Raw genomic sequence first — 13,279 nt, forward strand, 5'->3', positions numbered from 1 at the left:
GCCTAATTTCTTGCAATAATTGCTTTTATGGTATAATAATAAGGAGTGAGGAAAGAAATGAAGAATAAATTGTTAGAATTTAAAGAAAAAGGACTGACTTTCCTTCAGTCCCTCAAAACAAAACTAAAAAAAATAGACTTGAGCAAAATTGGTCGAAAAAATTCTAAGAAAAAGAAGAAAAAACAAACCAAGACCAATATCTGGACAATCTTTGCTAATATCTTATTGGGAATCAAGGCAACCTTTAATACCCTATTTATCATCGCCTTTCTTGGTGGACTTTTAGGTACTGGGGTTGTTTTGGGTTATGCAGTGTCTCTATTTGACAAAGTAACTGTTCCTCAGACGGAGGAACTGGTTAAACAGGTGAACGATATCCCATCCATTTCTGAGATTCGCTATGCTGATGGATCCATGATTGGTGCCATCGAGAGCGATCTTTTGCGAACATCTGTCGCATCCGATGCCATCTCAGATAATCTCAAGCAAGCCATCGTTGCAACCGAGGATGAACACTTTGCAGAGCACAATGGTGTCGTTCCTAAAGCGGTCATTCGTGCCAGCCTCGGAAACTTTATCGGCCTTGGTTCTTCTAGTGGTGGATCTACTCTGACACAACAGCTCATCAAACAACAAGTAGTGGGTGATGCTCCTACACTTGCTCGTAAAGCTAGTGAAATCGTGGATGCCTTAGCCTTAGAGCGAGCAATGAGCAAGGATGAAATCTTGACAACCTATCTCAACGTCGCTCCTTTTGGCCGTAATAATAAAGGTCAAAATATCGCAGGTGCTCAACAAGCAGCCAAAGGTATTTTTGGAGTTGATGCCAATCAGTTAACGATTCCTCAAGCAGCCTTTATAGCAGGATTGCCACAAAGTCCTATCTCCTACTCTCCTTATGAAGCGACTGGTGAAATGAAGAGTGAAGAAGATATGGAACTTGGAATCAAGCGCTCCAAAGATGTTCTCTACAATATGTACCGAACTGGAGTTCTCAGCCAAGAAGACTACGAAACCTATAAAGCGTACGATATTAAGCAAGACTTCTTGCCAGCAGAAAGTGTCAATGTAACAGCTAAAGGCTTTCTCTACTTCACTGCGCTTGATGAGGCGACGAACCTCATGTACGATTATCTGGTCAAAAAAGATAACGTTTCTGAACAAGAGCTCAAAAATGAATCTATCCAAAAATCTTATCATGAATTGGCTGAAAAAGAGATTCAAAATGGCGGTTACCGTATCACAACTACAATCGATAAAGCTATCCATTCTGCCATGCAAGATGCTGTTGCAAACTATGGCTACCTTGTCGATGATAATACTGGTCAACCAGAAGTCGGAAATGTCTTGATGGATAACCAAACAGGGGCCATTTTAGGATTTGTCGGTGGTCGTGATTATCAAAGCAACCAAAACAACCACGCCTTTAATACTAAACGGTCTCCTGCTTCAACTACTAAACCAATCCTAGCCTACAGTATTGCGATTGACCAAGGTTTGATGGGAAGTGCAAGCATCTTATCTAACTACCCAACTAACTTCTCTAACGGAAATCCTATCATGTATGTCAATAGTTCGGGTACTGCTATGATGAGTCTGAAAGAAGCTCTCAATTATTCATGGAACATTCCTGCCTACTGGACCTATCGTACGCTCCGTGAAAAGGGAGTCGATGTTCGTTCCTACATGGAAAAAATGGGCTATGAGATTCCAGAATACGGTATTGAAAGTCTTCCTATGGGGGGGGGAATCGAAGTTACTGTAGCTCAGCATACAAATGGATACCAAACCTTAGCCAATAACGGTGTTTACCATAAAAAATACATGATTTCGAAAATCGAAAAAACCAACGGCGAAGTTATCTACGAGCACAAAGACGAACCTGTACAAGTCTATTCTAAAGCAACTGCAACCATTATGCAAAGCTTGCTTAGAGATGTTATTTCTTCTCAAGTGACTTCAAGCTTCCAGAGTGACCTTGCTTCTATCAACCCAAGTCTAGCCCGTGCTGATTGGATTGGTAAAACTGGTACGACCAATGAAGATGGTGACATGTGGCTCATGCTTTCAACTCCAAGATTGACCCTTGGTGGTTGGCTTGGTCACGATGATAACCGACCGCTTGGTAAAGGTGCAGGACACTACCGTAATGCTAAATATATGGCTTACCTCGTAAACGCTATTCAACAAGCTTCTCCTTCTGCTTGGGGTTCTGAGCGCTTTAGTCTCGACTCAAGCGTCACTTCATCTCAAGTCCTCAAATCAACTGGTCAAAAACCAGGTAAGGTTACCATCAATGGTAAAGAGATTAATGTGACTGGTGAAATGGTAACAAGCTACTGGGCAAACCAAGCTGGTGCTCCGACTACTACCTACAAATTTGCCATCGGTGGTAGCGATGCTGACTACCAAAATGCTTGGAATACTATTTTGGGAAGTCTACCAAGATCATCAAATTCTAATAACAGTAATTCAAACAATAGTAGCAGTAATAACAATCGAAGTAATAATAACGGTAATAGCAACAACAACAATAACAGCAGTAATAATAACAATACTACGAGCGGTAGCAACAGCTCTTCTTCAAATAGACTACAACGCTAGCCTTTCTATATGAATTACTATCAAAAGAATATTTTCAAGGGAACCATATACTCCCTCCTATCCGGATTAATATGGGGTATCTGTGGCATTTTAGGAGAATTCTTCTTTACGCATTATCCAGTCTCCTCTGGGTGGATCACTTCTATGCGACTAAGTCTTGCAGGTAGTTTTGTACTCATCTTGTCTGGCTTTAAGTTTCGTTCACAGTTATTCGACCTTTGGAGAAACCGCAACAACTATCTGCCTTTTCTGGCTTATGCTATCTTAGGAATTTTCTCCGTTCAGTATTTCTTCTATCTCTGTGTAGAATACTCTAATGCAACAACGGCAACTATCTTACAATTTATCAGTCCCGTCTTCATTCTCATATACAACCGTATTATCTACAAGAAAAAAGCTTCTAAAAAAGCAATTTTCTATGTTTTGACTGCTATGCTCGGGGTCTTTCTGATGGCTACTAAAGGCGATCTGTCTAAACTATCCATCACTCCCCTCGCATTGCTGACAGGGCTTCTCAGTGCTCTGGGAGTTATGTTTAATGTCATCTTGCCTCAGCCGTTCGCTCGAAAATACGGTTTTGTGCCAACTGTTGGCTGGGGAATGATGCTGGCTGGGCTCTTTAGCAATTTTCTCTACCCTATTTATAGAATTAGCTTTCAGCTTGATTGGGTGAGTATCTTGATTTGTTTGACCATTGCCTTTTTGGGAACAGCCTTTGCTTTCTTCCTATCCATGAAAGCTGTCTCGCTCGTTTCTCCTTTGGTGGTGTCAGTCGTCAGTGCAAGCGAACCTTTGTCATCAGCTATTCTAAGCGTTCTATTTCTAGGTCTGGTCCTAGATGGGTATCTGCTTCTGGCTATGATCTTGATTATTATTCCCATGATCTTCTTATCCGTTGAAGAATCAAAAAACAAAATGAAAGAATCTTCTTTTAACACTTAAGGCTTCAAAATTGAAGCCTTTTTTGGTAGAATAGTAAGCATTACAAAGAGTGAGGAGACACCTATGACTGCTACAAAAATGAATGCACAAGAAATTATCCAATTTATCGCTAATGCTGAGAAAAAGACAAGTGTAAAAGTGACCTTTGAAGGGCAACTTGCTGGAGTCATCCCTGCTTCTGTTATCAAGCTTGGAAATGTTCTTTTTGGAGACTGGAAAGATATCGCTCCACTTCTCGATGGACTAACAGAAAACAAGGACTATGTTGTTGAACAAGATGCTCGCAACTCTGCTGTACCTCTCCTTGATAAACGCGACATCAATGCTCGTATCGAGCCAGGCGCTATCATCCGTGACCAGGTTGAGATTGGCGACAACGCTGTTATCATGATGGGAGCTGTTATCAACATCGGTGCAGAAATCGGTGCTGGCACTATGATTGATATGGGAGCTATTTTAGGTGGACGTGCTATTGTCGGTAAAAACAGTCACGTCGGTGCCGGAGCTGTTCTTGCAGGTGTCATCGAGCCAGCTAGTGCTGAGCCTGTTCGTGTCGGTGACAATGTCCTCATCGGTGCTAACGCTGTGGTTATCGAAGGTGTTCAAATCGGTAGTGGTTCTGTTGTTGCAGCAGGTGCCATCGTTACTCAAGATGTTCCAGAAAATGTTGTGGTAGCAGGCGTTCCAGCTCGTATTATCAAAGAAATCGATAGCAAAACCCAACAAAAAACAGCGCTAGAAGATGCGCTTCGCACCTTGTAATTAGTAACAGAGGCGGAAACTTTTCCAGCCTCTTTATCGTATTAGTAAAAGGAAAATAGATATGTTAGATTTGATTCAAATTCGACGCGATCTTCACCAAATTCCTGAGATTGGTTTAGAAGAATTCAAGACTCATGCTTATTTACTTAATGTCATTGAGAAATTAACAGCTGACAAGGATTTTGTTCAGATTCGTACCTGGCGAACAGGTATTTTAGTATACTTACAAGGAAGTCAGCCAGAACGTACCATTGGTTGGCGGACAGACATTGATGGCCTCCCAATCGTTGAACAAACAGGCCTTCCTTTTGCCTCTCAACATCCAGATCGCATGCATGCTTGTGGGCACGATTTTCACATGACCATTGCCCTTGGAACTCTCGAACGTGCTCTAGAAAACCAACCCAAAAACAATCTCCTCTTTCTCTTCCAACCTGCAGAAGAAAATGAAGCAGGTGGTATGCTCATGTATGAAGATGATGCCTTTGGTGACTGGTTGCCTGATCAATTCTATGGACTTCATGTTCGTCCAGACTTAAAAGTTGGACAAATTGCGACCAATACGCATACACTCTTTGCAGGAACTTGCGAAGTCAAGATTCGTTTCAAGGGTAAAGGTGGTCACGCTGCTTTTCCACATGAAGCCAACGATGCTCTGGTTGCAGCTAGCTATTTTGTGACTCAAGTTCAGTCGGTTGTCAGCCGTAATGTCGATCCTATCGAGGGAGCTGTTGTCACTTTCGGTGCCTTTCAAGCTGGGACAACCAACAATGTCATCGCTGATACAGCCTTCCTGCATGGAACCATTCGAGCTCTTACACACAATATGAGTCTCTTAGTTCAAAAACGTGTCAAAGCTATCGCTGAAGGTGTAGCAGCTGCTTTTGATATGGATGTAGAGATTGAACTCAAGCAGGGAGGTTATTTGCCAGTCGAAAACAACCCTGAATTAGCCCGGGAGTTGATGACTTTCTTTGATGAAAAAGAGGGGATTGAACTAATCGATATTGAACCTGCCATGACAGGGGAAGACTTCGGTTACCTTCTCTCCAAGGTTCCTGGTGTCATGTTCTGGCTAGGTATTGATAGTCCCTACGCCCTTCATCATCCAAAGATGAGCCCTAAGGAAGAAGCTCTAGCTATCGGTGTCGAAGCTGTATCAAGCTTTTTAGCAAAGAAAGCTGCGGAGTAAACTATGAAAAAAAGCTTACGCAAGCAGGTCTTGCAAGGACTTAAGTCTCTATCCAAGGAAGAAAAGCAGAGCATGAACGATTGGCTCACAGAGCAGCTCCTTCAACATCCATTCTATAAGGAAGCAAAAACTATCGCCACTTATCTGTCTTTTCCCCATGAATTTCAGACAGCTGAACTCATCGAACAAGCTCAAAAAGATGGAAAGACTATCCTCACTCCCAAAACCTATCCACATGGGAAAATGGACTTGGTTCTATATGAACCAGAGAAACTCGAAAGAAACTCTTTTGGTCTCCTTGAACCACAGGGGAAAGCTATTGTCTTTGAGCCCTCTCAGATTGACTTGATCCATGTTCCTGGTTTAGCTTTCAATACTTCTGGTTATCGGGTTGGCTACGGTGGTGGCTATTACGACCGCTACTTGGAGCATTTCCCAGGCCATACCATTAGTACGATTTATCCATGCCAGATTCAGGATTTTCAACCGGATTACTACGATATTCCAGTTGAGGAGGTACTCATCTATGAAAGAGATTTTTGATCGTCGTTATCCAACCACGAGCTTCTTTCTCCTCGTGACAACCCTAGTTTTTATCATCATGTTTCTAACTAGCGGGTTCAATTACACAAGTGCAGCTACCTTGTACCAGTTCGGAGCTGTTTATCCTCCTGCAATCAAGGCTATGCCTGAACAAATCTGGCGCTTATTCTCGGCCACCTTTGTTCACATTGGCTTGCAGCACTTTTTTGTTAATATGCTGTCGCTCTACTTTTTGGGACGTCAGATGGAGCAGATCTTTGGCTCTAAACAGTTTTTCTTTATCTATCTTCTATCAGGTATGATGGGAAATCTCTTTGTCCTCGTTTTTAGCCCTAATGCTATTACCGCGGGTGCTTCAACTGCCCTCTACGGGATGTTCGCCTCTATTGTCGTTCTTCGTTATGCTTCACGCAATCCCTATCTCCAACAGCTCGGGCAATCCTACCTCTCCCTCTTAGTTATCAACCTAGTAGGTAGCGTTTTAATGCCAGGAATCAGCCTTGCTGGACACGTAGGTGGGGCTGTCGGTGGCGCATTACTAGCTATCGTATTCCCAGTTCGAGGAGAACGAAAGATATACAATCCAGGCCAACGTGGTCTAGCAACCCTAGCCTTTATCACTCTGTCAGCTCTACTACTTTTTATCGGACTATTATAAAACAAGAAAACCATTAGAAGTTCTCAAATTGAGAAGTTCCAATGGTTTTTTGAATCTATATAAAAAGTTGCTTAAAACCCATTGTTGTCACTGAGCTCTTTGAACCAGTGGCCTGATTTTTTCAAGCGGCGTTCTTGCGTTTCAAGGTCAAGCTCGACTAAACCATAACGGTTTTTATAGCTATTGAGCCATGACCAGCAATCGATAAATGTCCAGATCAAGTAGCCTTTACAGTTGGCACCATCTTCAATAGCGCGATGTAGTTCACTAAGGTGACCTTTGACAAAGTCGATACGGTAGTCATCCTGGATCATCCCATTTTCACGGAACTTATCTTCACCTTCAACACCCATCCCATTCTCGGTCAGCATCCACTCGATATTGCCGTAGTTTTCCTTGATGTTTTGGGCAATGTCATAAATTCCTTGCTCGTAGATTTCCCAACCGCGGTGTGGATTAATCTTACGACCTGGCATAACGTAAGGTTCATAAAAATGCTCAGGCAAGAGTGGGCTGTCAGGATGCTTAGCAAAACGCGGCGCCATAACACGCAAAGGCTGATAATAGTTGACTCCTAGGAAGTCAACGGTGTTCTCACGAATGAGTTCCAACTCTTCGGCTGTGTATTCTGGTAACAAGTCATGCTCAGACAAAATTTCCACTAACTCTTCTGGATAAGCTCCTAAAACAGATGGATCTAGGAAAGATTGTGCCTGGAAGAGGTCCGCAATACGAGCAGCTTTCACGTCGGCAGGATGTTGGCTACGTGGATAGGCTGGTGTCAAGTTGAGGACTATCCCAATCTTAGAGCCTGATAAGACTTCATGACAAGCCTTAACTGCAAGAGTGCTCGCCAGTTGTGTATGATAGGCAACCTTAACCGCTGCTTTGGCATCCACCTTATGTGGATAATGGGCATCATAAAAATAGCCAAACTCTACAGGAACGATAGGCTCATTGAAGGTAATCCATTGGTCCACAAGGTCACCGTAAGTCTCAAAACAGAAACGAGCATAGTCTTCATAAGCATTGATAGTCGCCTTATTTTCCCAACCATCTCCATCTTCTTGAAGGGTAAAAGGCAGGTCAAAGTGATAAAGATTGACTAAAAGACGTATCCCCTTGGCCTTGATGGCTTCAAAAACCTGACGATAGAAAGCCACCCCTTGAGGATTGACTGCTCCACGGCCCTGTGGAAAAATACGAGACCACTGGATAGAAGTTCGAAAGGCTGTATGACCTGTTTCTAACAAAAGTTCAATGTCCTTCTCCCAATTTTCATAGAAGGTAGACGTTTTGTCAGGGCCAATCCCATTGTAGTAGCGATTTGGCTCTACTTGGTACCAATAATCCCAGAGATTATCTCCTTTGCCGTCACCAGGCACTCGTCCTTCTGTCTGTGGTCCAGAAGTTGAGGAACCCCAGACAAAATCCTTTGGAAATTTTAGCATAGTACTACCTCTTTTTACGCTTTTAATGTTTATACTCTTCGAAAATCAAATTCAAACCGCGTCAACGTCGCCTTGCCGTACTCAAGTACAGCCTGCGACTAGTTTCCTAGTTTGCTCTTTGATTTTCATTGAGTCTTACTTTCTCTCATTATACAGAAAAAACAAGGCAAAAACTAGTTACATTTTTGTCTTGTTTTTCTTCTGATTATAGATTTTATTTGTTGGTTAAGATTTCAAGGGTTTCAAGCAAGTTATCTGCATGAACTTCGATTGTATCTCCTGTCGCCTTGATCTTCACTTCTACGATACCGTCGGCTGCTTTCTTACCAACAGTGATACGGATTGGAAGACCGATTAAGTCGCTATCGCTGAATTTAACTCCGACACGTTCGTTACGGTCATCTGTCAATACTTCATAGCCTTTGTTGACTAAGGCTTCTTCGATGTGATTAGTCAATTCAAGACTTGCTTCGTCCTTAACATTGACCGGAATCAAGTGCACATCAAACGGTGCCAATTCTTTAGGGAAGTTGATGCCCCAAGCGTAACGGTATTCCCCTTTAGGCGTTTTGTTAACAAAGAGACGAGCGTGTTGCTCCATAACTGCTGAAAGGAGACGGCTGACACCGATTCCGTAGCAACCCATGATGATTGGTACAGCACGGCCATTTTCATCCAAGACATCTGCACCCATACTTGCTGAGTAACGAGTTCCAAGTTTGAAGATATGACCAATCTCGATACCACGCGCAAAGTTGAGAACACCTTGTCCGTCAGGAGAAATTTCACCTTCACGAACTTCACGGATGTCCACATACTCGGCAGTGAAGTCACGACCTGGATTGACACCAGTCAAGTGGTAACCATCTTCGTTAGCACCAGCAACCGCATTACGGCTATCTTGTACCTTGCGGTCAGCGATAATCTTAACATTTTCTGGAAGGTCTACTGGGCCAAGGGAACCAAAGTCAGCTCCCAATAATTCTTTGACTTCCGCTTCGGTTGCAGGTTCTAAGAAGTCTGCTCCAAGGTAGTTTTTCAATTTGACTTCATTGAGCTGGTCATTGCCAACGAGTAGGGCCACAACTGGCTCCTCATCTGCGATATAAACCAAGGTCTTGATGGTTTGCTCTTCAGAAACATTCAAGAAGGCTGCGACTTCATCAATTGATTTGACACCTGGTGTTTCCACGCGAGCCACTTCATCTTCAGTTACAACACGGTTGCTTAGTTTATACTCGTTCGTTGCCATTTCCAAGTTAGCTGCATAGCTTGATTCACTTGAGTAAGCAATAGTATCTTCACCAGAAACCATCCATTTGAGCAATTCTGCCTTGATTTCTTCTTGCACTTCTACAGGAATCTCATCAAATGATGCGACAGACTTGTCTAACACCACCCAACGGTCAAGGTCTGTACGAGCAGGTGTGATGGCCATAAATTCTTGGCTATCCTTACCACCCATAGCTCCACCATCACCGATGATGGCTTTGAAGTCTAAACCACTGCGAGTGAAGATACGCTCATAAGCTGCCTTATACTCATCATAGGTCACATCCAAGCTATCGTAGTTAGCGTGGAAGCTATAACCATCTTTCATGATGAATTCACGCGTACGAAGAAGTCCATTACGTGGACGTTTTTCATCACGGTATTTAGGTTGGATTTGGTACAAGTTTAGTGGCAATTGCTTGTAAGACTTGACAGAATCACGAACAATCGCTGTGAAGGTTTCTTCGTGAGTGGGACCTAGGATGAAGTCAGATCCTTCACGGTTTTTCAATTTGTACAAGTCTTCACCGTAGGTATCATAACGGCCAGACTCACGCCAAAGATCGGCACTGAGAAGGGCTGGAGCCAACATCTCAACCGCACCAATCTTGTCAAATTCCTGACGCATGATTTTCTTAGCTTTTTCGATAACACGGTTAGCAAGTGGCAGGTAAGAATAGACTCCTGCTGATACTTGACGAACATAACCAGCACGCAACATAAGAGCGTGGCTGATAACTTGAGCATCGCTTGGCATTTCGCGAAGCGTTGGGATTAGCATTTTACTTTGTTTCATATTTTTCCTCTAATTCTTAAAAGAAGGTTCGCATGATGTCGTTCCATGTAACGGCGATCATCAAGACAACCATAATCACAACTCCGACTAGAGTAACATAGGTTTCAATTTCTTGTTTCAGTGGTTTGCGACGAATAGCTTCAATGATGTTGAGCACGATTTTCCCACCATCAAGTGCCGGGATAGGAATTAAGTTGAAAATTCCAATATTGATAGAAATCATAGCCAAGAAGAACAGGACGTTTTCAAGTCCATTCTTAGCAGCATCGCTACTTGCCTTAAAGATAGCCACAGGACCACCCAGTTTATTCAAATCCGGTTGGAAAATCAAGTTTTTCAAGGCATTAAGAATGCGCAAGGCTGAGTCAGCTGCAGATGTGAATCCACCTACAAACATAGACCAGATATCCGATTTAAGTCTCGGTTGAACACCTAGAATATAACGCCCTTGGCTTTCCTCAGGTGTCACACTGACTTGTTTTTCAGTTCCATTTTCAGAGACTGTCACATCCAAAACAGGTGCTGTTTTGTCCTTGGTCTCTACTTCCACTGCCTGAATCAAATCTTGCCAGTTACTGATTTCGTGTGAACCGACTTTAGTGATTTTGGCCGTATTTTCAAGGCCGACCTTTGCTATCGCGCTATCAGGAATGATACTAAAGTTATTACTTTGTGTATCACGAACACCACCTTGCATGAAAATCAAAATCCAGAAGACGATAACTCCTAGGATAAAGTTATTCATGGGGCCTGCAAAGTTGGTAATTAACTTGCCCCAGACAGTCGCATTTTGATATTGGACGTCTAGCGGAGCGATACGAACTTCCGTTCCATCAGATTCCACAATAGTTGCGTCATGGTCTACGGAGAACGTTTTTTCCTCTTCCAAAACCAAACCAGTGATAAAGAGTTTATCCTCAAAGTCATATTGGGTTACCTGCATCGGAAGTGCTGTTTGGTCGACCTTCTTCCCAGAAATATTGATACGCTTAACCTTGCCATCTTCAGCCAAAGTCAAACTAACAGGAGTTCCTGTCTTAATCTCTGTGGTATCCTCGCCCCAACCTGCCATGCGGACATAACCACCCAGTGGTAGGAGACGAATCGTGTAAGCTGTCCCGTCTTTCCCGATATGGGCAAAGATTTTTGGACCCATTCCAATGGCAAATTCACGAACCAGAATGCCAGACTTCTTGGCAAAGTAAAAATGTCCGAACTCGTGAACCACCACGATAATTCCAAAAACAAGGATAAAGGTTAGTAATCCTATCATTTAATTTCTGTTCACCTTTCCTTAAAATAAGCCAAAGAGGTGCATAATAGGGAAAACTGCTAGCATAGAATCAAAACGATCCAGTACTCCACCATGACCTGGGATAAAGAATCCTGAATCCTTGACTCCAAAATGGCGTTTCATGGCACTTTCAATCAAATCACCCAATTGACCTGCAATACTAAAGAAAATGGCAAAGAGCATCATTTTATAAATGCCATAAGGAAGGGCAACTGTGCTATCCACTAACATAAAGATGAGTGTGACAAGCATAGCAGCGATAATCCCACCAAAAGCTCCTTCAACTGATTTGTTAGGAGAAACTCTTGGAGCCAATCTTCTCTTGCCGAAATTCATTCCAACGAGATAAGCACCACTATCTGTTGCCCACACGATACAGAGAGCCAAGAGTGCTTTATCCAAGCCAGCGATTCGAGCATCGACTAAAGCGTTGAATCCAAAGCCAACATAGAAACTCATAGCAATTGGGAAAGCGGCATCCTCAATCGTGTAGTTTTTGCTGAAGACAGTCGCTCCAAGCATAACAAAAATTACAACACTGTATGCGACGACATTTCCATCTACGGGCAAAAAGGTCAGATAGTTTTCCAAGGGAATAGTTAGTACGAAAGTTGCTAGCAAGGTCAACAAACCCTCAGGGGTCATAGTATTTAAACCTTTCATCTGGAGCAACTCACGAACTCCAAGCATGGCTAAAATTCCCATCACAATCTGTAGGCCAAGACCTCCAACCATCAAGAGTGGGATAAAGATAGCTAGGGCCAAAGCGGCAAATATAGTCCTCTTTATTAAGTCCTTTTTCATAATGTTCCTATACTCCTCCAAATCGACGATTGCGACGGTTAAACTCTGCAATAGCCTCCTTCAAGGCTTCCTCATCAAAGTCAGGCCACAAGACATCTGTGAAATAAAGTTCACTATAAGCTGCTTGCCAAGGCAAGAAATTACTCAAGCGAAGCTCGCCACTAGTTCGGATGATTAAATCTGGATCACGCAAGGTTTTCGGCAAATGTCCCGTAAAGAGATATTCCCCAATCAACTCTTCTGTAATATCGCCTGGATTCACCTTGGCATCCAAAACATCCTGCGCAATCAACTTGACTGCTTGTGTAATTTCAGCTCGTCCACCGTAATTAAGGGCAAAATTGAGAATCAAACCTGTGTTTAACTTGGTCAACTCTTCTGCCTTTTTCAAAGCTTCAAAAGTCTGTTTAGGCAAACGATCAGTCTCCCCAATCATTTGAATCTTCATGTTCTTTTGGTGCAACTCAGGGACATACTTATCATAAAATTCAACCGGAAGGTTCATAATAAACTTAACTTCCTGGTCTGGACGAGTCCAGTTTTCAGTTGAAAAGGCATAAACTGTCATAGCCTTGACACCCATATCACTAGCAGCAATGGCTACTGTTCTCAGAGCATCCATCCCAGCCTTATGCCCAAAGACACGTGGCTGCATGCGTTTTTTAGCCCAACGACCATTCCCATCCATGATAACTCCGATGTGAGCTGGCACTACCGCTGGTGTTTCTGTAACTTTATCTTTTTTTAAAAATCCAAACATGATTGTATTCCTATTCAAAAATCTATCGTTTCATTATACCATATTTTTCGCATTTCTTCTAACATCTTTTCTTATTCTAAGGCGGAATTTCCTATATAACTCCTATCTTTCTAAACTAACAAGCCTTGCATTTCCTAAAGAAAGTTGATACAATAAAACATAAAGATTTATCCTTGTTCAGTCACAGGGGTTTTTTATTGA

At 42.6% G+C, this 13,279-nt stretch carries 11 protein-coding genes; 6 read left to right on the forward strand and 5 right to left on the reverse strand.

Annotated elements, in window-relative coordinates:
* The first annotated feature begins 57 nt into the window (after positions 1-57).
* From pbp1b to HMPREF1481_RS08815, 6 genes are all read left to right on the forward strand, one after another.
* Positions 58-2,604, forward strand: a complete 2,547-nt coding sequence (gene pbp1b / locus HMPREF1481_RS08790) for a penicillin-binding protein PBP1B (protein WP_016466313.1) — start codon at positions 58-60, stop codon at positions 2,602-2,604.
* Positions 2,605-2,613: 9 nt separating this feature from the next.
* Positions 2,614-3,546, forward strand: a complete 933-nt coding sequence (locus HMPREF1481_RS08795; RefSeq protein ID WP_025173306.1) for a DMT family transporter — start codon at positions 2,614-2,616, stop codon at positions 3,544-3,546.
* Positions 3,547-3,609: 63 nt separating this feature from the next.
* The gene (gene dapD / locus HMPREF1481_RS08800) at positions 3,610-4,308 is read left to right on the forward strand and encodes a 2,3,4,5-tetrahydropyridine-2,6-dicarboxylate N-acetyltransferase (RefSeq protein ID WP_016466315.1); all 699 of its coding nucleotides are present in this window, start codon (positions 3,610-3,612) and stop codon (positions 4,306-4,308) included.
* Between the two features lie 61 nt (positions 4,309-4,369).
* Positions 4,370-5,500, forward strand: a complete 1,131-nt coding sequence (locus tag HMPREF1481_RS08805; RefSeq protein ID WP_016466316.1) for an N-acetyldiaminopimelate deacetylase — start codon at positions 4,370-4,372, stop codon at positions 5,498-5,500.
* A 3-nt stretch (positions 5,501-5,503) separates the two neighbouring features.
* Positions 5,504-6,043, forward strand: a complete 540-nt coding sequence (locus HMPREF1481_RS08810; RefSeq protein ID WP_016466317.1) for a 5-formyltetrahydrofolate cyclo-ligase — start codon at positions 5,504-5,506, stop codon at positions 6,041-6,043.
* Positions 6,027-6,701: a rhomboid family intramembrane serine protease gene (locus tag HMPREF1481_RS08815; RefSeq protein ID WP_016466318.1), complete on the forward strand. Its 675-nt coding sequence runs from the start codon at positions 6,027-6,029 to the stop codon at positions 6,699-6,701. Before HMPREF1481_RS08810 ends, HMPREF1481_RS08815 begins: the two co-directional genes overlap by 17 nt.
* Before the next feature lie 71 nt (positions 6,702-6,772).
* Here the strand turns inward: HMPREF1481_RS08815 and HMPREF1481_RS08820 are convergent, their stop codons facing one another.
* The 5 genes from HMPREF1481_RS08820 to HMPREF1481_RS08840 all read right to left on the reverse strand — a co-directional run bounded on the left by HMPREF1481_RS08820 (position 6,773) and on the right by HMPREF1481_RS08840 (position 13,078).
* A complete protein-coding gene (locus tag HMPREF1481_RS08820) occupies positions 6,773-8,152 on the reverse strand; it encodes a glycoside hydrolase family 1 protein (protein ID WP_016466319.1) in 1,380 nt (459 codons plus the stop codon).
* Between the two features lie 214 nt (positions 8,153-8,366).
* Positions 8,367-10,220 (reverse strand): proline--tRNA ligase, encoded by a 1,854-nt coding sequence (locus HMPREF1481_RS08825; RefSeq protein ID WP_016466320.1) that lies wholly within the window; start codon positions 10,218-10,220, stop codon positions 8,367-8,369.
* Positions 10,221-10,236: 16 nt separating this feature from the next.
* A complete protein-coding gene (rseP, locus tag HMPREF1481_RS08830; RefSeq protein WP_016466321.1) occupies positions 10,237-11,493 on the reverse strand; it encodes an RIP metalloprotease RseP in 1,257 nt (418 codons plus the stop codon).
* A 21-nt stretch (positions 11,494-11,514) separates the two neighbouring features.
* On the reverse strand, positions 11,515-12,318 hold the full coding sequence (locus tag HMPREF1481_RS08835) for a phosphatidate cytidylyltransferase (RefSeq protein WP_016466322.1): 804 nt from the start codon (positions 12,316-12,318) through the stop codon (positions 11,515-11,517).
* A 7-nt stretch (positions 12,319-12,325) separates the two neighbouring features.
* Positions 12,326-13,078: an isoprenyl transferase gene (locus HMPREF1481_RS08840; protein WP_016466323.1), complete on the reverse strand. Its 753-nt coding sequence runs from the start codon at positions 13,076-13,078 to the stop codon at positions 12,326-12,328.
* Positions 13,079-13,279: the final 201 nt, after the last annotated feature.

It is taken from the genome of Streptococcus sp. HPH0090, from assembly GCF_000411475.1.
GTDB lineage: Bacteria > Bacillota > Bacilli > Lactobacillales > Streptococcaceae > Streptococcus.